The sequence below is a fragment of the Streptomyces sp. NPDC019890 genome, assembly GCF_044903445.1.
GTDB lineage: Bacteria > Actinomycetota > Actinomycetes > Streptomycetales > Streptomycetaceae > Streptomyces.
On the sequence record NZ_JBJDQK010000010.1, the window covers coordinates 206,572 to 225,753 of the forward strand.

Consider the following 19,182-nt stretch of genomic DNA (forward strand, 5'->3'; position numbering starts at 1 on the left):
TGCCTGTCCGGCGGCTGAGGACCAGCCGGCCTATCGGATCGGCATGCCCGACAGCGTCCGGGCGATCACCAGGCGCTGGATCTCGCTCGTTCCCTCGAAGATCGTGTAGATCGCGGCGTCGCGATGCATGCGCTCCACCGGGTACTCACGGGTGAATCCGTTGCCGCCCAGGATCTGGATGGCCTGCGCCGTGACCTTCTTCGCGGTCTCGGAGGCGTACAGCTTGGACATCGAGCCCTCGGCGGAGGTGAAGGGCTTGCCCGTCACCGCCATCCAGGAGGCGCGCCACACCAGCAGCCGCGCCGCGTCGATCTGGGTGCGCATGTCGGCGAGTTGGAACGCGATCCCCTGATTGTCGATGATCGGGCGGCCGAACTGGCTGCGGGTCATGGCGTAGTCGAGTGCGACCTCGTACGCGGCACGGGCGGTGCCGACCGCCATCGCGCCGACCGCCGGGCGGGAGGCCTCGAAGGTGGCCATGGCCGCGTTCTTCACCCTCTCGCCGCCGGACTTGGCCCTCTCACGCGCGCGGGCCAGCCGCTCGTCCAGCTTCTCCTTGCCGCCGAGCAGGCAGGAGCCGGGGATGCGTGCGTTCTCCAGCACCACCTCGGCGGTGTGCGAGGCGCGGATGCCGTGCTTCTTGAACTTCTGGCCCTGCGAGAGGCCGGGGGTGTTCGGCGGGACGATGAAGGAGGCATGGCCCTTGGAGCCGAGCTCCGGGTCGACGACCGCGACCACGACATGGACGTTGGCGATTCCGCCGTTGGTCGCCCAGGTCTTGGTGCCGTTGAGCACCCATTCGTCCTTGGCCTCGTCGTACACCGCACGGGTGCGCATCGCACCGACGTCGGAGCCCGCGTCCGGCTCGGAGGAGCAGAAGGCCGCGACCTTCACCTCGTCCACGTCGCCGTACATCTGGGGGATCCAGGTGCCGATCTGCTCCTCGGTGCCGTTCGCGAGGACGCCGACCGCCGCAAGTCCCGTGCCGACAATGGAGAGTCCGATGCCGGCGTCGCCCCAGAACAGCTCCTCCATCGCCATCGGGATGCCGAGGCCGGTGGGGTCGAAGAACTGCTGGGCGTAGAAGTCCAGGGAGTAGATTCCCACCTTGGCCGCTTCCTGGATGACCGGCCAGGGTGTCTCCTCACGCTCGTCCCACTCGGCGGCGGCCGGACGCATCACGTCCTTGGCGAATCCGTTGAGCCAGTCACGGATCTGCTTCTGGTCGTCGTTGAGTTCGAGCGTGAACTCGGCCATTTCCCCTCCAGTACTGCGGTGACCTCTTGCGTGTTACTTGCGGTAACCGCAGTCTGTTACCGGCAAGTAGACCATGTCAACCGGCCGCCGCCCGATCACCTCGACCGACTGGCAGGGTGTTACGTTGCGCAGGCGTCACGCAATCGCACGGGCGGGGAGAAACGACAATGGAGACCACACAGCAGGCGGACGGCCAACAGCGGTCGGCCGACCAGCGGCGCCGGCAGCTGCTTGAAGCCGCGGACCGAGTGGTGCTCCGGGACGGGCCGCAGGCGTCGATGAACGCGATCGCCGCGGAGGCGGGCATCACCAAGCCCATCCTGTACCGGCACTTCGGCGACAAGAGCGGCCTGTACCGGGCGCTGGCCAAGCGCCACACCGATGCACTGCTGCACGCGCTGCGGGAAGCGGTCGACGCGCCTTCCGAGCGCCGCGAGCGGGTCGAGGCGACGCTGGACACGTATCTCGCGGCGATCGAAGCCAGGCCGCAGGTCTACCGCTTCCTGATGCATCCGGCCGAGGACAGCCAGCCCTCGGAGGCGGGGTTCGACGTCGGCCGGCACTCGGCGCCGCTGCTGCGACGGCTCGGCGAAGAGCTGGCGAAGGTCATCTACGACCGGGTCGACCTTGGGCCGGGCAGCGAGCAGTTGGCCCTGGTGTGGGGTCATGGCATCGTCGGCATGATGCACGCGGCCGGGGACTGGTGGCTGGGCGAACGCGAGTGCTCCCGCGCCGAGTTGGTGCGGTGCCTGGCGGACCTGCTGTGGGGGCGGCTGGCCGCGGCGGCGGACCGTCCGGGCGGCCAGGCGTTCTGAACCGGGCCGGGCGGTGCGCCTGTTCCCGAACCGGGGCTCTGCCCCAGACCCTCCCCCTACGCCCTGCGGGCGTGGGGGGACCCCCAGTACGCCCTTCGGGCGTGTCCTCAATCGCCGGACGGGCTGAACATTCAGCCCCGTGGGGGTCCCCCCGGACGAAGTCTGGGGGAGATTGAGGCGCGGGGGTTTGGGGGCGGAGCCCCCGGTTACCGTGACCACGGCGCGCGGCGGGCCGCACGATGCGCCCTCCGTCGCCGCCACCCCCTCAGGCGGTCCGTATAGACCACCCCCTCCAAGTGGTCGCACTCATGCTGCAGGCACCGCGCGAAGAAGCCCGTGCCCTCCACCCGCACCGGCTCACCGTCCGCCGTCACCCCCTCCACCACCGCGTGGTCGAAGCGCTCCGTACCCGCCTCCAGGCCCGGCAGCGACAGACAGCCCTCCGGCCCCCGCACCATCACCCCGTCCACCTCCACCAGACGCGGATTGACGATGTGTCCGAGATGACGGACGTCATCGTCGTCCGGGCAGTCGTACACGAACACCCGCAGCGGCACCCCCACCTGGTTCGCCGCGAGGCCCACCCCCTGCGCCGCGTACATCGTCGCGAACATGTCCTCGATGAGCGTCTTCAGCACGGGAGAGAAGTCCGTGACGGTCTCACACGGAGCGTGCAGCACCGGATCTCCGAGCAGGCTCATGCCCCTCACGAGTCCGGAACTGCCTGGGATCGGCCGGTTTCGCATGGCCGTAAGCGTACGGTCCGCCGTGACCTCCACGTTTTCCGCCGGTGCCGACGTACGGGCGCATGAGCGGACCTCGATAGGCTGGGCCGGACCGATGCAAGGAGGATCAAGGACGATGTCAGGCAACTCGGAGCCACTGACGCCGCGCGCCAAGCTCGCCGTGACGGCAGGCAAGGCCGCAGCGGCGGTGTCGCGCGCCGCCGGACGCGGCAGCGGTTCGGTGATCGGCGGCCGGGTCGCGCTCAAGCTCGACCCCGATCTGCTGGGGCGGCTGGCGCAGCACCTGGACGTCGTCCTCGTGTCGGCGACCAACGGCAAGACCACCACCACCCGGCTGATCGCCGAGGCGCTGCGGGCCAGTGGCCCGGTCGTCTCCAACGCGCTCGGCGCCAATATGCCCGCCGGCATCACCTCCGCGCTGGCCGGCGGCTCCGACGCCAAGTTCGGTGTGATCGAGGTCGACGAGAAGTACCTCGCCGGCGTCGCCCGCGATGTGACGCCCAAGGCGATCGCGCTGCTCAACCTCTCGCGCGACCAGCTGGACCGCGCCGCCGAGACCCGGATGCTGGCCGAAAAGTGGCGCGAGGGACTCTCCGGTACGAAGGCCATGGTCATCGCCAACGCCGACGACCCGCTGATCGTGTGGGCCGCCTCCTCCTCGCCCAATGTGGTGTGGGTCGCCGCCGGCCAGGAGTGGAAGGACGACGCCTGGTCCTGCCCGTCCTGCGGCGGTGTGATGCAGCGCCCGGGCGACGACTGGTTCTGCGGCGAGTGCGGCTTCCGGCGCCCCGCCCCCAGCTGGGTGCTGAGCGGTGACCACGTCCTCGACCCGCACGGCTCGGCCTGGCCGATCCACCTCCAGCTGCCCGGCCGCGCCAACAAGGCGAACGCCGCCACCTCCGCCGCCGTCGCCGCCTGCTTCGGAGTGCCGCCGCAGGTCGCCCTGGAGCGCATGTACCAGGTCCAGGCCGTCGCCGGCCGCTATGACGTGGTCAGCTTCCTCGGCCGAGAGCTGCGCCTGCTGCTCGCGAAGAACCCGGCCGGCTGGCTCGAAACGTTCTCCCTGATCGACCCGCCGCCGACGCCCGTCATCCTCTCGGTCAACGCGCGCGGCGCCGACGGCACGGACACCTCCTGGCTCTGGGACGTCGACTACACCCGGCTCGCCGGCCATCCGATCTTCGTGATCGGCGACCGCAAGCTGGACCTGGCCGTCCGCCTGGAGGTCGCGGGCCTGGACTTCCGGGTGTGCGAGAACGCAGACGAGGCGGTGCAGCTGGCCCCGCCCGGCCGGATCGAGGTCATCGCCAACTACACCGCCTTCCAGGACCTGCGCCGCCGCGTCGGCAACTGACCGCAGAGGATTGACGAGAGTATGAGCGACAGCAGCCTGCGTCTGGTCTGGGTCTACCCGGACCTGCTCAGCACCTACGGCGACCAGGGCAACGCGCTGGTCGTGGAGCGCCGTGCCCGGCAGCGCCGTCTGGACGTGATGCGTATCGACGTACGCAGCGACCAGCCGGTCCCCACCTCCGGCGACATCTATCTGATCGGCGGCGGCGAGGACCGGCCGCAGCGGCTCGCGGCCGAGCGGCTGCGCCGCGACGGCGGACTGAGCCGGGCCGCGTCCAACGGCGCGATCATCTTCTCCGTCTGCGCCGGATACCAGATCCTCGGCCATGAGTTCATCAACGATCTCGGCGAGCGCGAGCCGGGTCTCGGTCTGATCGACGTGATCTCCACGCGCGGCGAGGGCGAGCGGTGCGTCGGTGACGTACTGGCGGACATCGACCCGCAGTTGGGCCTGCCGCAGCTGACCGGCTTCGAGAACCACCAGGGCATCACGCACCTCGGCCCGACGGCCCGCCCGTTCGCGCGCACGATCCTCGGCCGCGGCAACGGCACGGGCGACGGCACCGAGGGCGCGTACAACGACACCGTCTTCGGCACGTACATGCACGGTCCCGTGATGGCGCGCAATCCACAGATCGCGGACCTGCTGCTGAAGCTGGCCCTCGATGTGAACGCGCTGCCGCCGACGGACGACCGGTGGTACGAGGCGCTGCGCGCCGAGCGCATCGCGTCGGCGACGCAGCCCGCCTGACCTGGCGCCTGCGCGCGGGAGCTGCTGCCGGGTCCGCCTGGCAGGAACCGGACCGGCAGGAAGCTGCCGTCCATCAGTCGGACGCCCGGTTCGGCCCCGTCACCCATCGCCGGTAGGGTGGCGGGGATCCAACCGGACGACGTGGTCCGGAAGTCGGCCCACGTTGCAAAGGTATTTCGGGCTATGCGCATTGGTGTGCTCACCTCCGGCGGCGACTGCCCCGGTCTGAACGCCGTCATCCGTTCCGTCGTGCACCGCGCCGTCGTCGATCACGGCGACGAGGTCATCGGCTTCCACGACGGCTGGAAGGGCCTTCTGGAGTGCGACTACCGCAAGCTCGATCTTGACGCGGTGGGCGGCATCCTGGCTCGCGGCGGCACGATTCTCGGCTCTTCCCGGGTCCAGCCCGCGCATCTGCGCGACGGCGTGGAGCGGGCCAAGGGGCATGTCGCCGAGCTCGGTCTCGACGCGATCATCCCAATCGGCGGCGAAGGCACTCTCAAGGCCGCCAACCTTCTCTCCGAGGGCGGGCTGCCGATCGTCGGCGTGCCGAAGACCATCGACAACGACATCGCGTCGACCGATGTCACCTTCGGTTTCGACACCGCTGTGGGTGTCGCGACCGAAGCGCTCGACCGGCTGAAGACCACCGCCGAGTCGCACCAGCGCGTACTGATCGTCGAGGTCATGGGGCGGCACACCGGCTGGATCGCGCTGCACTCGGGCATGGCGGCGGGCGCCCACGCCATCGTCGTACCGGAGCGGCCCTTCGACATCGCCGAGCTGACCCAGCGGGTCGGTGAGCGCTTCTCGGCGGGCAAGAAGTTCGCCATCGTCGTGGTGGCGGAGGGCGCCAAGCCCCGCGAGGGCTCGATGAAGTTCAACGAGGGCGGCAAGGACGTCTACGGGCACGAGCGCTTCGCGGGCGTGGCCCAGCAGCTCTCTGTCGAGCTGGAGGAGCGGCTCGGCAAGGAGGCCCGGGCCGTGATCCTCGGCCACGTCCAGCGCGGCGGTACCCCGACCGCGTACGACCGGGTGCTTGCCACCCGCTTCGGCTGGCACGCCGTGGAGGCCGCGCACCGCGGTGAGTTCGGCATGATGACGGCGCTGCGCGGCACGGACATCACCATGGTGCCGCTGGCCCAGGCGGTGGAGACGCTGAAGACCGTCCCGGCGGAGCGCTACGCCGAGGCCGAGTGCGTGCTCTGAGGCTGCATGCCCTGAGGTTGGCGCCTCACAAATCGGTCCATATCTGAACGAATTGCCCCCGGTCGCAGAGGCGATCGGGGGCAGTTCTACTCTGGTGCGGACAAGCGGACATCTCAGCACGAACCAGCAGCGGAAACAGGAGCCGGCGGATGGATCACAGCGGGCACGGCATGACGATGGATCTGCCGCCGTTCACGCTGGGGCGGGGGCTCGAATTCTCACCGGACCCGTTCTTCCTGGTCGGCTGTCTGCTGGCGCTCGGCCTCTACGGCTGGGGCGTACTGCGGCTGCGCAGGCGCGGCGACGCCTGGCCGGTCGGCCGCACCGTCGCCTTCGCGCTCGGTGTGCTGAGCGTGGCGCTGGTGATGTGCACCAGGCTCAATGACTACGGCATGGTCATGTTTAGCGTGCACATGGTGCAGCACATGGTGATCAGCATGCTCTCGCCCATCGTGCTGCTGCTCGGCGCACCAGTGACGCTGGCGCTGCGCGCGCTGCCGGTCGCGGGCCGCGGCCGCAAGGGGCCGCGCGAGCTGCTGCTGGGGCTGCTGCACAGCCGCTATATGCGTGTCGTCACACACCCTGTGTTCACGATCCCGCTGTTCATCGCGAGCCTTTACGCGCTCTACTTCAGCCCGCTCTTCGACTTCCTCATGGAGTCGAAGACCGGGCATGTGGCGATGATGGTGCACTTCCTCGCGGTGGGCCTGGTCTTCTTCTGGCCGATCATGGGCGTGGATCCGGGTCCGCACCGGCCGGGCTATGTGATGCGGATGCTGGAGCTCTTCGCGGGCATGCCGTTCCACGCCTTCTTCGGCATCGCGCTGATGATGGCGACCGAGCCGATGATCAAGGCGTACGAGAATCCGCCGGCCTCGCTCGGCATCGACGCGCTCGCCGACCAGACCGCGGCCGGCGGTATCGCCTGGGCGTTCAGCGAGATCCCGTCCGTGCTGGTGCTGATCGCGCTGGTCTTCCAGTGGTACCGCTCCGAGCAACGGCAGGCCAGGCGCATGGACCGGGCCGCGGACCGGGACGGCGACAAGGATCTTGCGGCGTACAACGCGTATCTCGCCTCGCTCCAGGCGCGCGGGCAGTAGCGCGCAGCCCTCCTCACGGGTGACCATGAGGGCGACGGCCGGGGCCGTCGGAGGAGGGCGCGCATGTCCGGATCCACGAAGGCGATGGGAGTGCTCACCGTCGGGACCCTGGTGGTCGTGACGGCGTATACAGCGGCACTCGGCAGCAATGGGTGGCTCTGGTTCGGCTGGGTGGTACTCGGTCTGGTGACGATCGGGGTGGTGGCCTCGCGCAGCAACTAGGACAGGACCTCACCGCGCGACCAGCGAGCGAGCACGGTCAGAACCGGAATACCTCGCCGGTTGCCGCGTCCAGCGCGCACGCGTTGGCGTATGTCTTGTGCCAGGCGGTCATGCGTTCGCGCCAGGTTCCGGTGGCGTCGACCGTGACCGGGGCGAACTCCTCGGTGCACGGATGCGGATCGCCCGGCAGCCGGTCCAGATCACCGCGCGCCGCCGCGAGCGCGCTGCACGCGGCGGCGGGATCGGGGTGCGCACCGCCGGGCTCGGGCGAGCAGTGCAGCAGCACGCCGCGCACCCAGGTGTTCTCGCTCCCGGACACGGTGAGGAACAGGCCTCGGGGGGCCGGCTCGTCGCCGACGGCGTGTGCGGGGACAGCGTGTGCGGGGACAGCGGTCGCAGCAAGGGACATCAGGGCTGCTGCGACGAGGACGGCGCTGCGGTGCATCCAGGGCTCCTGAGTCTTGATGGTCCGTGAGTCTTGGTGGCCCGTGTGTCTTGGGTGGCCCGGCGCAGGGTCGGACCACCCACAGGCCAGAGCACCTGCTCACGGCCGACGTCGACAAGGGGCCGCGCGGGCGGGTAGCGCGTACGGGCGAGGCGAATCGCCCGTACGGCTCCGCAGTCTGCAAGCAGCGGCAAGCGGTCAGCCGCTTGCCACGGCCGCGCCCACGCGATCGACGGACCGAGCCTCCTGCGGCACGGCCGGGACACCGTCGTCGTGGAGCACGGGGCTCACCGGCAGGGGCTTGAACTCAGGCACGGGCGACTTCGGGACCGGCGCTGCCCGACGGACACGCTGGACCTCCTTCACCCTGCGGCTGAACCAGATCACCTTGCCCGTGGCGGTGCCGCAGGTGCCCCAGCTGTCGCTGAGAACCGCGACGGTGGCGAGTCCGCCCTTGGAGGGGCTGGAACTGGTCAGCCGAGGCATTCGGCGGTCCTTGTCCGCCACCGACGCGATCAGGTGCCGACCCGTCCAGCGCAGTTCCACCACGCACGCCTTGTCGCCCTTCACATGCTGGACGACATTGCCTATGAGTTCGTCGACCGCCCGGCAGACCGGTGTGATGTGGTCTTCCAGGCTCCAGTACCGAAGATGCGCGGCGAGAATGCGCCGGATCTGAGGAATCCGCTCTGTCGATGCCTGCACTTCCAAGGTGTAGCGGCAGGCGGCCGTGACATGCATGACCGTTACTCCTCACCGCGACCTGGTCACCCCTTCGGCTGCTTGACCCCCGAGTGCGAAGAGTGAGCAAGTGTCGCTTCTGGGTCACCACCCAGATTGACCTCGGGTGCCCAAGACCGCAACACATCGCCCGTCCGGCGCAAGCAGACTGTCCGGTACCAGGCGGTTACGCGGGGCGATGGCTGCACCTAGACTGACCGTTCTTGCGACGCTACTGACCTGGCACAACGCAGTCCTGACGCCTATCCGGACCAAGTGAGGAGCACCCTCAATTGTTCTACTACGTGCTCAAATACGTCATTCTGGGGCCGCTGTTGCGGTTGCTGTTCCGGCCCAGGATCGAGGGACTCGAGCACATTCCGGCAGAGGGCGCGGCGATCGTCGCCGGAAACCATCTGTCCTTCTCGGACCACTTCCTGATGCCGGCGATCATCAAGCGCCGCATCACCTTCCTGGCGAAGGCCGAGTACTTCACCGGACCGGGTCTCAAGGGGCGGCTCACGGCGGCGTTCTTCCACAGCGCCGGGCAGATCCCGGTGGACCGCTCCGGCAAGGAGGCCGGTCAGGCGGCGATCCGTGAGGGCCTCGGTGTGCTGTCCAAGGGCGAGCTGCTGGGGATCTATCCCGAGGGCACCCGCTCGCACGACGGCAGGCTCTACAAGGGCAAGGTCGGCGTCGCCGTGATGGCGCTCAGGGCGCAGGTGCCGGTGGTGCCGTGCGCGATGGTGGGGACGTTCGAGATCCAGCCACCGGGGCAGGTCCTGCCGAAGATCAAGCGGGTGACGGTGCGGTTCGGCGAGCCGATGGACTTCTCGCGGTACGCGGGAATGGAGAACCACAAGGCGGCGATCCGCGCGGTCACCGACGAGATCATGTACGCGATCCTGGAGCTGTCCGGACAGGAGTACGTGGACCGCTATGCCGCCGACGTCAAGGCGGAGCTGGAGCAGCCGAAGAAGTTCCCACGGCGAAGAAGCTGAGAGGAGGAGGGGCGGCCGGAACCGGCCGCCCCTCCCCCGTGCTGCTGGTGTGTCCTACGGCTTCGGCGTGGCGTGCGGGGTGCACGTCACATCGCTGCTGTCCAGCTTGCCGCTGAGCAGGTAGGCCTCCACCCGCCCGTTGATGCACGGGTTGACCAGACCGGTCACACCGTGCGAGCCGGCGTCCTTCTCGATGATCAGACGCGAGCCCTTGAGCCGCTTGTGCAGCTCGACGGCGCCGTCGAAGGGCGTGGCGGCGTCACGGGTCGACTGCACGATCAGCACCTGCGGCAAACCCTTGCCCGTCTTCACCCTGACCGGGGTCTGCTGCTTGGACGACCAGGTGGCACAGGGCAGGTTCATCCAGGCGTTGGCCCAGGTCATGAACGGGTGGTCCTTGTGCAGCCTGGTGTTGTCCCGGTCCCACTTCTTCCAGCTGGTGGGCCACTTGGCGTCCGCGCACTCGACGGCCGTGTAGACGGCGTTGCCGTTCTCCGACGCGATGTTGCCCGCGGTGTCCGACAGGTCGGGCGCCGCGGCGTCGACCAGCGCCTGGGTGTCACCGGCGACGTACTTGCTCCAGGCCTGGGCGGTGGGCGCCCAGGAGGAGTCGTAGTACGGCGCGCTCTGGAAGAAGCTGATGAGCTCCGCCGGTCCGACGACCCCGCCGAGGGGGCTCTTCTTGGCGGTGGCCCGCAGCTTCAGCCACTGCTGCTCGACCTTCTCGGGGGTGTCCCCGATGTGGTAGGTCGCGTCGTTCTTGGCGACCCAGGCCTTCCAGTCGTCCCAGCGCATCTGGAAGGCGACGTCCTGGTCGAGGTTGGCCTCGTACCAGATCTTCTCCCGCGACGGGTTGACCACGCTGTCGACGATCATCCGGCGCACATGGCCCGGGTAGAGCGTCGCGTACACCGCGCCGATGTACGTGCCGTAGGAGACGCCCAGGAAGTTGAGCTTCTTCTCACCGAGGGCGGCCCGGATGACGTCCAGGTCGCGCACGGTGTTCGGCGTGGTCATGTACGGCAGCATCCAGCCGCTGCGCTCGGCACAGCCGTCCGCGTACTGGGCGGCGAGCTTTCGCTGGGCGCGCTTGTCGGCCTCGCTGTCGGGCACCGGGTCGGCCTTCGGGGCCTTGACGAACTCCTGCGGGTCGACGCAGGAGATCGGGCTCGAGTGGCCGACACCACGCGGGTCGAAGCCCACGAAGTCGTACGCCTTGGCGGTGTTCACCCAGAGCGGGTTCTTGTTCGTGACCCGGGTCGGGAAGCGCATGCCCGAGCCGCCGGGGCCGCCCGGGTTGTAGACCAGGGCGCCCTGGCGGTCGGCCGCGGCGCCCGTGTTTCCTATGCGGTCGACGGCAATCTTGATCTGCTTGCCGTTGGGCCGCGCGTAGTCGAGCGGAACGCTCACCCAGCCGCACTGGATGGGCTTGGCGAATCCCCAGTCCGCCGGGCAGTCCGCCCAGTCGATGCCCTTCTTTGCGGCACGCTCGGCGGCCAACTGAGCGCCGCGAGCCTCGGAGTAGCCGCGATGGCGGCTCTCGGCGTTGGCCGCCGGAGCCGCCATCGCGCCTGCAATGAGCGTGCCCGCGATCAGAGTGCCGGCCGAGCCGAGCACTGCTGTGCGTCTCACGTAGAACTCCCCCTATCTGTTGTCGAGTTCTAGGGGGGATCCTTTCGTCTGCGGGCATGCCGAGGACAGGTCGTACTGGTGTTTCTTTACCGAACCAATAACCGGTGACTCAAGTCCCGCTGAGCGGTGCACCATTACGGGGCACGCGCCGACGGGTGGTCAGCCGGGGAGTTCGGTGCGCAGCACCTCGTCGAGGACGCAGCGCAACTGGCGGGCGTCGGGTGCGACGGCAGTGACCAGGAAGGCCGGACCGGCGAGCGGAGTGAGAACCGCGGTCTCGCCGACGAGTCGCGATTCGACCGGTTTGTCATCCAAGGCCGGATGGACCACAAGGAGTTGGCCGACGGCACGGTGCCCGCCGAGGACGGCGCCGCCGTCCCAGCCGCCGGGCGCGCCCGGGCCGTAGCCGAGCTCCTGGTCGAGCAGCGGGCGCCCGGCGCGGCGGACCGTGAGGCGGGTGGCAAGGGTGCCGGGCTGCTCGCCGTACCGGCCGAGGATCTGCTCCTCGCGCAGCACCAGCCGTGCCGTGGCAGCCAGCTCGACCCGCGTACGCATCTGCAGGTCACTTCCGTACGCGGAGATGAGCTGTTCCGGCAGCCAGCGCAGCTCGGCGTCCTCGCCGACGGTCAGCCGCACGTCGTAGCAGGCCTGTTCGGGTGTGCGTCCGGGCAGCGCAATGGTGGCGGCCGCGGAGTCGACCTGAAGCCGGGCGCCCTGACCCACCTCGGTCTCGATGGCGAGCCGGTCGCCGCCGAGCGGGGCGCTCATCGCGCCGACGACGGTGACCCGGGTGTACGGGCCGGTGGCGCGGGTGCGGCGCAGCGCGAGCGGTCCGTCGCTCAACAGCTCCGGCAGTCCTTCGCGGGTGGCGACGATACGGGCGGTTGCCTGGATGCTCATGCGGTCCAGTCGGCGAGCCGGTCGCGCACCCACTCGGCCACCGGGCCCACGCCCCCCTCGCCCTTCAGCGAGGTGAAGACGACGGGGAGTTCACCCCGCTGCTCCTTGGCGTCGCGCGCCATCCGCCCGAGGTCGGAGCCGACGTACGGCGCGAGGTCCGTCTTGTTGACGACGAGCAGATCGGCGGTGGTGACGCCGGGGCCGCCCTTGCGCGGGATGTCGTCGCCTCCCGCGACGTCGATGACGAAGATCTGGGCGTCGACGAGCCCCTTGGAGAAGGTGGCGGTGAGATTGTCGCCGCCCGACTCGACGAGGATCAGATCGAGCGGGCCGACGCTCTCCTCCAGTTCCTCGACGGCTTCGAGGTTGGCGGAGATGTCGTCGCGGATGGCCGTGTGCGGGCAGGCGCCGGTCTCCACGGCCTGGATGCGCTCCGGAGGCAGCACGGCGTTACGGAGCAGGAATTCGGCATCCTCACGGGTGTAGATGTCATTGGTGACGACCGCGATGGACAGCCGGTCGCGCAGTGCGCCGCAGAGCGCGGCGACGGTGGCGGTCTTGCCGGAGCCCACGGGTCCGCCGAGGCCGACGCGCAGGGCACGCCGGGTGCCGTCGGGGCGGGTCGCGTCGGCGCCGACTGCGGCCGGTCCGTCGTGGGAGTGGTCGAGGTGCATGGTGCGGCTCCTGGATGTCTTACGAGGCGAAGAGGCGTACGGGCCAGGTCGCGTGCTGCTCGGCCGTGATGTCGAGCAGCGGCGCCGACGCGGCGGGCAGGGCGTCGATGCCCTCGGCCGCGGCTGCCGCGGCGCGGGCGGCGACCTCGTCCATGTCGGGGGCGAGGCGGGCGAGGACGGCGGTGGCCTGGAAGGGATCGAGACTGAGCAGACGTACCGCCGCGGTGGCCGGACCGCTGACCGTCTCGTACGCGACGCAGTGCGCGGCGTCGATCGGCCCAAGCCCCGCGGCGCGGGCGGCGAGCCCGAGGACGATCGGCTGGTGCGTGCCGCGCGGGAACGCCGCGGCGAGCGCGTCGAGTTCGGCACACGGCCATGCCGCCCGGGCGGCGCGCATCATCTGCCGGCCGAGCTTGCGGGCGGTGGCCCGCAGAGCCGGTGAGGCGGTACGGGCGTCCGCGGCCTCGTCGAGTGCCGTCGGATCGAGCCCCAGGGCAGCCGCGGCGGCGAGCCCCGCCGAGGTGAGACCGGTGGTGTGCAGCCGTCCCCGGCAGAAGGCGGCCAGATCCCGGGCGTCGCGAATCCGTCCGGCCTTGACGGCCGGTTCGGCCCCACCGGAGTGGGCGTGCCCGCCGGCGGGAAACCGGCCGTCGGCGAGGACGAGCAGGGCCGCGCGCGCTCTCGGCGCGGAGCGGCCCGCAGCGGGTCCGCCGTCGCCGGCGACCGGGCCGAAGCCGCCCGCCGCGGGGGCGCGCGCAGTCGTGGCGTCGTTCATGGCTCAGAAGAGGAAGTAGCGCTGAGCCATGGGCAGTTCGGCGGCGGGCGCGGGCTCGACCGCCTCGCCGTCGATCGTCACCGTGAACGTGTCGGCGTCGACCTCGACGCGCGGCAGCGCATCGTTCTCCCGCATGTCCGCCTTGGTGATGCGCCGTGTGCTGGTGATCGGCACGAACTTCTTGGCCAGGCCCAGGCGTTCGGGCAGATCGTCCTCGATCGCCGCCTGGGCGACGAAGTTGAACGAGCTCAGCGACGCCGCCCGCCCCAGCGCGCCGAACATCGGGCGCGGCAGCACCGGCTGCGGGGTCGGGATGGAAGCGTTGGCATCGCCCATCTGCGCATACGCGATCTGTCCGCCCTTGATGACGAGCTGCGGCTTGACGCCGAAGAAGGCGGGCTCCCACAGCACCAGGTCGGCGAGCTTGCCCGTCTCGACCGAGCCGATCTCGCGGTCCAGGCCCTGTGCGATCGCCGGGTTGATCGTGTATTTGGCGACATAGCGACGTGCGCGGTGGTTGTCGGCGCGGCCGTCCCCGGGCAGTGCGCCCCGGCGCTTCTTCATCACATGCGCGGTCTGCCAGGTGCGCATCACCACCTCGCCGACACGCCCCATGGCCTGGGAGTCGGAAGAGATGATCGAGATGGCGCCGAGGTCGTGCAGGATGTCCTCGGCCGCGATCGTGGAGGGCCGTATCCGGGACTCCGCGAAGGCCAGGTCCTCGGGCACCGCCGGATTCAGGTGATGGCAGACCATCAGCATGTCGAGGTGTTCCTCGATCGTGTTGACGGTGTGCGGCCGGGTCGGGTTGGTGGAGCTGGGCAGCACATGGGGCTCGGAGACCACGGTGATGATGTCCGGTGCGTGCCCGCCGCCCGCGCCCTCCGTGTGGTACGCGTGGATCGTGCGGCCCGCGATCGCGGCCAGCGTGTCCCCGACGAAGCCCGCTTCGTTGAGGGTGTCCGTGTGGATGGCGAGCTGCACGCCGGTCTCGTCGCAGACGCTCAGGCAGGCGTCGATGACGGCGGGGGTCGCGCCCCAGTCCTCGTGGATCTTGAACCCGAGCGCCCCGCCGCGCAGTTGGGAGTGCATGGCCTCGCGGGACATCGTGTTGCCCTTGCCGAGCAGCCCGATGTTGACGGGCAGGGAGTCCATCGCCCCGAACATCCGGGCAAGGTGCCACGGCCCAGGGGTGATGGTGGTGGCCTTGGTCCCTTCGGCCGGTCCGGTGCCGCCGCCGACGAGCGTGGTGACGCCGGTGGCGAGGGCCTGGTCGATGATCGTCGGCGAGATGAAGTGGACGTGCGCGTCGATGGCGCCCGCGGTGACGATCTTCCCGTTGCCGGCGATCATCTCGGTCTCGGGGCCGATGACGAGGTCGGCGTGCACGCCGTCCATCGTGTCGGGGTTCCCGGCCTTGCCGATGCCGGTGATCCGGCCGTCGCGGATACCGATGTCGGCCTTGACGATGCCCCAGTGGTCGACGATGACGACACCGGTGATGACGGTGTCGGGTGCGCCTTCGGCCCGCGTCGTACGGGACTGGCCCATCGACTCGCGGATCACCTTGCCGCCGCCGAACACGGCCTCGTCGCCCGCGAGTCCGGGCCCGCCGGAGCGGTCCGCCTCGATCTCGATCAGCAGATCGGTGTCGGCGAGCCGGATCCGGTCGCCGGTGGTGGGCCCGAAGAGATCCGCGTACACGGCACGGTTGAGCTCAGGCACCTTCATCTCCCGTCGCTTCGAGGGCACCTCTGGTCTCGCCGCGCAGCCCGGGGACGAGCCGACGGCCTGCGAGGGGTACGAGTTCGACCTCCACGGGGATGCCGGGCTCAAAACGCACGGCGGTGCCCGCGGCAATGTTCAGCCGCAGGCCCCTGGCGGCCGCGCGGTCGAAGTCCAGACCGGGGTTGGCCTCGGCGAAGTGGTAGTGGGAGCCGACCTGGACCGGCCGGTCGGCGGCGTTGACGACGGCGAGGCGGGTGACCTCGCGCCCCTGATTGAGGGGCACGTTCCCGTCGGCGAACAGTATTTCTCCGGGGATCATCGGCGCGGCCCCTCTCAGACGATCGGGTCGTGGACGGTGACGAGCTTGGTGCCGTCCGGGAAGGTCGCCTCGACCTGGACGTCGTGGATCATCTCGGGGATGCCGTCCATGACGTCGGCGCGGGTGAGGACCTTGCGGCCCGATGCCATCAGTTCGGCGACGGTGCGTCCGTCCCTGGCACCCTCCAGGATGTGCGAGGTGATCAGGGCGACGGACTCGGGGTGGTTCAGCTTGACCCCGCGCGCTCGGCGCTTGTCCGCCACGTCGGCGGCCACATGGATGAGCAGTCGTTCCTGCTCGTGCGGGGAGAGTTGCACGTGTCCACCTCACTGTCTTCCGGCCCAGTCCCGTCCGGGCGCTGCGGGACACCGGTTCACATCAACACTCTGTTGACGTGCGCACGGATGTCTCGCGACCAGGGGTTGAACGTTAGGACGAAAGTTTTTCCGGCGCGTTAACTGATCTTGGGCACGCATGACATCAGCTCCCTCAGAGCAGCCCGCACCGCGATCGGGGACCGGGTCGTATACGTGGCAGGTTCAGCCGCGGCGGTCAGGGCGCCGGTGCTCGGCCGTCAGACCGAAACGGGCGTGTTCACCGGAAGGGGATCCGACCTGGCCCAGCTTGGAGACCGAGCTGATGACCTGCTCCTCGGCCGCTTCCTGATCCCTCTCCAGGCGCTCCAGGTCAGCCGCGGACACCAGCGCCACGAGCGGCTTCCCGTGCCGGGTCACGACCACCCGTTCCCCGCCGTAGACAACACGGTTGATCAGCTCGGCGAGCTCTGCGCGGGCTTGCGTCACCGGAATCTCGTAGGCCATGCCCATAGCTTAATCCGCGACCATGACGTCCCGGTTTTACAGATTCCGTCCCGGATCATGTGGGTCGTCATTAGTCTGGGCCTCTCGCTGGGCCCAATTGGGGGGATTCCGGCCTGAAATCGAGGAACGCTCATGCTCCGCACCCGCACCATGGCCGTTGCCGCTGTCGCGGCATCAGCCGCAGGCCTCGCACTGCTGCCGATGCCGGCACAGGCCGCGGCCGGCTCCGTCCATCTGTACAAGATCTACTACGACAGCCCGGGTTCGGACCGGGGATCCAACGCAAGCCTGAACGCCGAATATGTGCAGATACGCAACACCACCTCGAAGGCCGTCAGCCTGAAGGGCTGGACGCTCGTCGACGCGTCGAACCACAGGTACGTCTTCGGCACGTACACGCTCGGCAGCGGGAAGACGGTGACGGTCCACACGGGCAAGGGGACGAACAGCACGGCGCACCGCTATCAGGGGCGTGCCTGGTACGTGTGGAACAACGACAAGGACACGGCGACGCTGAGGAAGTCGACGGGCGTCCGGGTCGACGCCTGCTCCTACAACTCGACCAGGGTCGACTACAGGTTCTGCTGAGCGCCTGACCTCCCGCCCCCGCTGCCCGGACAGCGGGGGCGCTGTCATGCCGCGGCGCAGTCGTACAGCGGTGACCGTTCGCCCTCAGCGAGCATCCGCCCCGCTTCCGGCCCGCAATCTGTACGTCCTGTACATTTTTTACAGGCCAGTGACCGAGGAGCACGTGGAAAGGTACGTCATGAACCGCCCTGCCGCCCGCTATGTCCTGCCCGAGTTCACCGAGCGCACCAGCGCGGGATCCCGCACCCTCGATCCGTACTCGAAGCTGCTCGACGAGCGGATCATCTTCCTGGGCACCGTCGTCGACGACACCGCGGCGAACGATGTGATCGCGCAGTTCCTGCATCTCGAGTACGCCGCGCCCGACCGCGACATCTCCCTCTACATCAACTCCCCCGGCGGCTCACTGAGCGCCATGTCCGCGATCTACGACACGATGCAGGTGGTCACCTGCGACGTGGAGACGACCTGCCTCGGGCAGGCCGCGTCGACCGCCGCCCTGCTGCTCGCCGCCGGTGCCCCCGGCAAGCGGATGGCACTGCCCGGCTCGCGGATCGTCGTCCAGCAGCCCGCGTTCGATGAGCCGTTGCAGGGCCGGCCATCCGATCTGGAGATCCAGGCACAGGAGTTGCTCCGGCTGCGCGACCAACTCGCCCGGATGCTCGTGCACCACACCGGCCAGACCTCCCAGCGGATCGCCGCCGACCTGGAGCGCGACACGATCTTCGACGCCGTCGACGCCAAGGCCTACGGGCTGGTGGACCATGTGGTCAAGAACCGCAAGGCGTCACTGTCGTCCCACGGCTCGAGGTGAGCACACCGTGCTGCCGCCCGAACTGCCGCCGCTGCCCGCACTGACCCGCGCCGAGAGCGAGTTCATCGACAGCTACCTCGAAGTGCTCGATCTGCTGGGGCGCATCAACCCGGCGCGCGCCACGCACACCTATGGAGCGCTCCGCGCGGCACAGGCCCTGGCCGGCCGGGCGGGCGCGCTCAAGGACGCCCTGACGCTGATGCATATGCGCGGCGAGAGCGAGATCCATGCGGCGACGCTGGCCGAGGCGCTCCGAGCCCTCGACGGCGAACGCCGGGCGCACCGGGTGACGATGCCGCCCGTACCGCTCAGTTGACGAACTCACCTCTTCCGTCTACGGCCATCAGGGTACTGGTCGCCCTCCCCCATTCGATGTAATCACTGTCCCCCGAAGCCCTACGGACAACTTGCGCGGCACGGCTACCGATTTGGCGGAATGACTTGTTCCGCCGCTGGTGCAAGGGTCCTCAGGCGTCCCCTGCCACCCCTCGAAACTGCCCTGTCCACCCGAACAGGTGAGTGGTGGTAAAGCTCACAAACTGCCGTTTCAGTTCGGAAATCCGGCATGAGTTGGGTCAAGATCCCTGGGACGACAAGCCCCCGCCACCGCGGCGGGGCGGTCCGGGCGGACGCCGAGTCCTGCCGCCGCTCCCGGATGACTGGTCGACAGGAGTGCATCGGCAGGAGTGGAGGACCCAAGCACGACGGGACAGCCGGAAGGTCGGCAGTCCCTTGGGGTGAAGCCGCAGCCGCGGCCGGGCATCTTCGTCCGTCCGAACCCGACAGGTCATCCTTCACAGGCGGCTGACGAAGGGTTGCGCATGACTGCGCAGATTCATGTCCCGTTTCTGATGGGCCGGGCGGGCGCCGTATCGGCCCTGACCCTCGCCGCCGTCGGTGGCTCGCTGCTGGCTCCGGGGGGAGCCTCAGAGGCATACGCGGCTACGACCCACGCGAGCAAGGCACTTCAGGTGGCCGCCTCGAAGAAGGGCGCACCGTACAAGTACGGCGCCTCGGGTCCGCGCCGGTTCGACTGCTCAGGGCTGACGCTCTATTCGTACAAAAAGGCGGGCAAGAAGCTCCCACGTACGGCCCAGCAGCAGTACAACAAGACCCGTCACATCTCGGCGTCCTCCCGGCAGCAGGGAGACCTGGTCTTCTTCCACTCCGGCAGCAGCGTCTACCACGTGGGGATCTACGCCGGCCGCAACAAGATCTGGCACTCGCCGAAGAGCGGCTCCTGGGTGAAACTGGAAAAGATCTGGAGCAAGAGCGTCTGGTACGGCCGGGTGCGCTGACGGCCCGTTGACTG

At 69.3% G+C, this 19,182-nt stretch carries 23 protein-coding genes and 1 riboswitch; of the genes, 11 read left to right on the forward strand and 12 right to left on the reverse strand.

All coding sequences use genetic code 11. The features are described 5' to 3' along the window. Nucleotides 1-30 precede the first annotated feature (30 nt). Entirely contained in the window at nucleotides 31-1,257 is a 1,227-nt protein-coding gene (locus tag ACI2LP_RS25995; RefSeq protein ID WP_404726916.1) for an acyl-CoA dehydrogenase family protein, read from the reverse strand. A 167-nt stretch (nucleotides 1,258-1,424) separates the two neighbouring features. On the opposite strand from ACI2LP_RS25995, the gene ACI2LP_RS26000 reads away from it, so the two are divergent. After that, complete coding sequence (locus tag ACI2LP_RS26000) at nucleotides 1,425-2,072, forward strand: TetR family transcriptional regulator (protein ID WP_404726917.1); 648 nt, start codon at nucleotides 1,425-1,427, stop codon at nucleotides 2,070-2,072. A 206-nt stretch (nucleotides 2,073-2,278) separates the two neighbouring features. On the opposite strand, the gene def is transcribed toward ACI2LP_RS26000, so the two are convergent. After that, on the reverse strand, nucleotides 2,279-2,818 hold the full coding sequence (gene def / locus ACI2LP_RS26005; RefSeq protein WP_404726918.1) for a peptide deformylase: 540 nt from the start codon (nucleotides 2,816-2,818) through the stop codon (nucleotides 2,279-2,281). A gap of 115 nt (nucleotides 2,819-2,933) precedes the next feature. Between def and ACI2LP_RS26010 the strand changes: the two genes are divergently transcribed. The 5 genes from ACI2LP_RS26010 to ACI2LP_RS26030 all read left to right on the forward strand — a co-directional run bounded on the left by ACI2LP_RS26010 (nucleotide 2,934) and on the right by ACI2LP_RS26030 (nucleotide 7,453). Continuing rightward, nucleotides 2,934-4,172, forward strand: a complete 1,239-nt coding sequence (locus tag ACI2LP_RS26010) for a MurT ligase domain-containing protein (protein ID WP_360870779.1) — start codon at nucleotides 2,934-2,936, stop codon at nucleotides 4,170-4,172. 21 nt (nucleotides 4,173-4,193) lie between these two features. After that, entirely contained in the window at nucleotides 4,194-4,922 is a 729-nt protein-coding gene (locus ACI2LP_RS26015; protein ID WP_360870776.1) for a glutamine amidotransferase, read from the forward strand. Nucleotides 4,923-5,105: 183 nt separating this feature from the next. Beyond that, the gene (locus tag ACI2LP_RS26020; RefSeq protein ID WP_404726919.1) at nucleotides 5,106-6,131 is read left to right on the forward strand and encodes a 6-phosphofructokinase; all 1,026 of its coding nucleotides are present in this window, start codon (nucleotides 5,106-5,108) and stop codon (nucleotides 6,129-6,131) included. A 149-nt stretch (nucleotides 6,132-6,280) separates the two neighbouring features. Next, a complete protein-coding gene (locus ACI2LP_RS26025; RefSeq protein WP_404726920.1) occupies nucleotides 6,281-7,231 on the forward strand; it encodes a cytochrome c oxidase assembly protein in 951 nt (316 codons plus the stop codon). A 63-nt stretch (nucleotides 7,232-7,294) separates the two neighbouring features. Continuing rightward, nucleotides 7,295-7,453 (forward strand): hypothetical protein, encoded by a 159-nt coding sequence (locus ACI2LP_RS26030; protein ID WP_404726921.1) that lies wholly within the window; start codon nucleotides 7,295-7,297, stop codon nucleotides 7,451-7,453. A gap of 37 nt (nucleotides 7,454-7,490) precedes the next feature. Here the strand turns inward: ACI2LP_RS26030 and ACI2LP_RS26035 are convergent, their stop codons facing one another. Together ACI2LP_RS26035 and ACI2LP_RS26040 are read right to left on the reverse strand one after the other, a co-directional pair. Next, nucleotides 7,491-7,898, reverse strand: coding sequence for an SSI family serine proteinase inhibitor (locus ACI2LP_RS26035; RefSeq protein ID WP_404726922.1), 408 nt, complete (start codon nucleotides 7,896-7,898; stop codon nucleotides 7,491-7,493). Between the two features lie 198 nt (nucleotides 7,899-8,096). After that, entirely contained in the window at nucleotides 8,097-8,639 is a 543-nt protein-coding gene (locus ACI2LP_RS26040; RefSeq protein WP_404726923.1) for an ATP-binding protein, read from the reverse strand. A gap of 272 nt (nucleotides 8,640-8,911) precedes the next feature. Between ACI2LP_RS26040 and ACI2LP_RS26045 the strand changes: the two genes are divergently transcribed. Further along, nucleotides 8,912-9,619 carry a lysophospholipid acyltransferase family protein gene (locus tag ACI2LP_RS26045; protein ID WP_404726924.1) on the forward strand — a complete coding sequence of 236 codons (708 nt, stop codon included), beginning with the start codon at nucleotides 8,912-8,914 and terminating at the stop codon, nucleotides 9,617-9,619. A gap of 54 nt (nucleotides 9,620-9,673) precedes the next feature. Here ACI2LP_RS26045 and ACI2LP_RS26050 read toward each other — a convergent pair whose 3' ends face one another. The 8 genes from ACI2LP_RS26050 to ACI2LP_RS26085 all read right to left on the reverse strand — a co-directional run bounded on the left by ACI2LP_RS26050 (nucleotide 9,674) and on the right by ACI2LP_RS26085 (nucleotide 16,468). Continuing rightward, complete coding sequence (locus ACI2LP_RS26050; protein WP_404727017.1) at nucleotides 9,674-11,236, reverse strand: alpha/beta hydrolase; 1,563 nt, start codon at nucleotides 11,234-11,236, stop codon at nucleotides 9,674-9,676. A gap of 174 nt (nucleotides 11,237-11,410) precedes the next feature. Then, complete coding sequence (locus ACI2LP_RS26055) at nucleotides 11,411-12,151, reverse strand: urease accessory protein UreD (protein WP_404726925.1); 741 nt, start codon at nucleotides 12,149-12,151, stop codon at nucleotides 11,411-11,413. After that, on the reverse strand, nucleotides 12,148-12,825 hold the full coding sequence (gene ureG / locus ACI2LP_RS26060) for an urease accessory protein UreG (RefSeq protein WP_404726926.1): 678 nt from the start codon (nucleotides 12,823-12,825) through the stop codon (nucleotides 12,148-12,150). The genes ACI2LP_RS26055 and ureG overlap by 4 nt, the downstream gene beginning before the upstream one ends. A gap of 19 nt (nucleotides 12,826-12,844) precedes the next feature. Next, nucleotides 12,845-13,600 (reverse strand): urease accessory protein UreF, encoded by a 756-nt coding sequence (locus ACI2LP_RS26065; protein ID WP_404726927.1) that lies wholly within the window; start codon nucleotides 13,598-13,600, stop codon nucleotides 12,845-12,847. 3 nt (nucleotides 13,601-13,603) lie between these two features. Further along, nucleotides 13,604-15,325 (reverse strand): urease subunit alpha, encoded by a 1,722-nt coding sequence (locus ACI2LP_RS26070; RefSeq protein WP_404726928.1) that lies wholly within the window; start codon nucleotides 15,323-15,325, stop codon nucleotides 13,604-13,606. Continuing rightward, nucleotides 15,318-15,647 (reverse strand): urease subunit beta, encoded by a 330-nt coding sequence (locus ACI2LP_RS26075; protein ID WP_404726929.1) that lies wholly within the window; start codon nucleotides 15,645-15,647, stop codon nucleotides 15,318-15,320. Before ACI2LP_RS26075 ends, ACI2LP_RS26070 begins: the two co-directional genes overlap by 8 nt. Nucleotides 15,648-15,661: 14 nt before the next feature. Beyond that, on the reverse strand, nucleotides 15,662-15,964 hold the full coding sequence (locus ACI2LP_RS26080; RefSeq protein ID WP_404726930.1) for an urease subunit gamma: 303 nt from the start codon (nucleotides 15,962-15,964) through the stop codon (nucleotides 15,662-15,664). Nucleotides 15,965-16,186: 222 nt separating this feature from the next. Continuing rightward, complete coding sequence (locus ACI2LP_RS26085) at nucleotides 16,187-16,468, reverse strand: type II toxin-antitoxin system Phd/YefM family antitoxin (protein WP_404726931.1); 282 nt, start codon at nucleotides 16,466-16,468, stop codon at nucleotides 16,187-16,189. Between the two features lie 132 nt (nucleotides 16,469-16,600). On the opposite strand from ACI2LP_RS26085, the gene ACI2LP_RS26090 reads away from it, so the two are divergent. From ACI2LP_RS26090 to ACI2LP_RS26105, 4 genes are all read left to right on the forward strand, one after another. Further along, the gene (locus tag ACI2LP_RS26090) at nucleotides 16,601-17,056 is read left to right on the forward strand and encodes a lamin tail domain-containing protein (protein WP_404726932.1); all 456 of its coding nucleotides are present in this window, start codon (nucleotides 16,601-16,603) and stop codon (nucleotides 17,054-17,056) included. A 178-nt stretch (nucleotides 17,057-17,234) separates the two neighbouring features. Beyond that, complete coding sequence (locus ACI2LP_RS26095; protein ID WP_404726933.1) at nucleotides 17,235-17,870, forward strand: ATP-dependent Clp protease proteolytic subunit; 636 nt, start codon at nucleotides 17,235-17,237, stop codon at nucleotides 17,868-17,870. A 7-nt stretch (nucleotides 17,871-17,877) separates the two neighbouring features. After that, nucleotides 17,878-18,186, forward strand: coding sequence for a hypothetical protein (locus ACI2LP_RS26100; protein ID WP_404726934.1), 309 nt, complete (start codon nucleotides 17,878-17,880; stop codon nucleotides 18,184-18,186). Nucleotides 18,187-18,503: 317 nt separating this feature from the next. After that, nucleotides 18,504-18,688: riboswitch (cyclic di-AMP (ydaO/yuaA leader) on the forward strand. Nucleotides 18,689-18,691: 3 nt separating this feature from the next. Then, complete coding sequence (locus tag ACI2LP_RS26105) at nucleotides 18,692-19,168, forward strand: C40 family peptidase (RefSeq protein ID WP_404726935.1); 477 nt, start codon at nucleotides 18,692-18,694, stop codon at nucleotides 19,166-19,168. The last annotated feature ends 14 nt before the right edge of the window (nucleotides 19,169-19,182 follow it).

What these genes read in the sequence shown, in the direction of transcription:
- ACI2LP_RS25995 (WP_404726916.1), bottom strand. Translation starts at nt 1,257, where the DNA reads ATGGCCGAGTTCACGCTCGAACTCAACGACGACCAGAAGCAGATCCGT.
- ACI2LP_RS26000 (WP_404726917.1), top strand. Translation starts at nt 1,425, where the DNA reads ATGGAGACCACACAGCAGGCGGACGGCCAACAGCGGTCGGCCGACCAG.
- def (WP_404726918.1), bottom strand. Translation starts at nt 2,818, where the DNA reads ATGCGAAACCGGCCGATCCCAGGCAGTTCCGGACTCGTGAGGGGCATG.
- ACI2LP_RS26010 (WP_360870779.1), top strand. Translation starts at nt 2,934, where the DNA reads ATGTCAGGCAACTCGGAGCCACTGACGCCGCGCGCCAAGCTCGCCGTG.
- ACI2LP_RS26015 (WP_360870776.1), top strand. Translation starts at nt 4,194, where the DNA reads ATGAGCGACAGCAGCCTGCGTCTGGTCTGGGTCTACCCGGACCTGCTC.
- ACI2LP_RS26020 (WP_404726919.1), top strand. Translation starts at nt 5,106, where the DNA reads ATGCGCATTGGTGTGCTCACCTCCGGCGGCGACTGCCCCGGTCTGAAC.
- ACI2LP_RS26025 (WP_404726920.1), top strand. Translation starts at nt 6,281, where the DNA reads ATGGATCACAGCGGGCACGGCATGACGATGGATCTGCCGCCGTTCACG.
- ACI2LP_RS26030 (WP_404726921.1), top strand. Translation starts at nt 7,295, where the DNA reads ATGTCCGGATCCACGAAGGCGATGGGAGTGCTCACCGTCGGGACCCTG.
- ACI2LP_RS26035 (WP_404726922.1), bottom strand. Translation starts at nt 7,898, where the DNA reads ATGCACCGCAGCGCCGTCCTCGTCGCAGCAGCCCTGATGTCCCTTGCT.
- ACI2LP_RS26040 (WP_404726923.1), bottom strand. Translation starts at nt 8,639, where the DNA reads ATGCATGTCACGGCCGCCTGCCGCTACACCTTGGAAGTGCAGGCATCG.
- ACI2LP_RS26055 (WP_404726925.1), bottom strand. Translation starts at nt 12,151, where the DNA reads ATGAGCATCCAGGCAACCGCCCGTATCGTCGCCACCCGCGAAGGACTG.
- ureG (WP_404726926.1), bottom strand. Translation starts at nt 12,825, where the DNA reads ATGCACCTCGACCACTCCCACGACGGACCGGCCGCAGTCGGCGCCGAC.
- ACI2LP_RS26065 (WP_404726927.1), bottom strand. Translation starts at nt 13,600, where the DNA reads ATGAACGACGCCACGACTGCGCGCGCCCCCGCGGCGGGCGGCTTCGGC.
- ACI2LP_RS26075 (WP_404726929.1), bottom strand. Translation starts at nt 15,647, where the DNA reads ATGATCCCCGGAGAAATACTGTTCGCCGACGGGAACGTGCCCCTCAAT.
- ACI2LP_RS26085 (WP_404726931.1), bottom strand. Translation starts at nt 16,468, where the DNA reads ATGGCCTACGAGATTCCGGTGACGCAAGCCCGCGCAGAGCTCGCCGAG.
- ACI2LP_RS26090 (WP_404726932.1), top strand. Translation starts at nt 16,601, where the DNA reads ATGCTCCGCACCCGCACCATGGCCGTTGCCGCTGTCGCGGCATCAGCC.
- ACI2LP_RS26095 (WP_404726933.1), top strand. Translation starts at nt 17,235, where the DNA reads ATGAACCGCCCTGCCGCCCGCTATGTCCTGCCCGAGTTCACCGAGCGC.
- ACI2LP_RS26105 (WP_404726935.1), top strand. Translation starts at nt 18,692, where the DNA reads ATGACTGCGCAGATTCATGTCCCGTTTCTGATGGGCCGGGCGGGCGCC.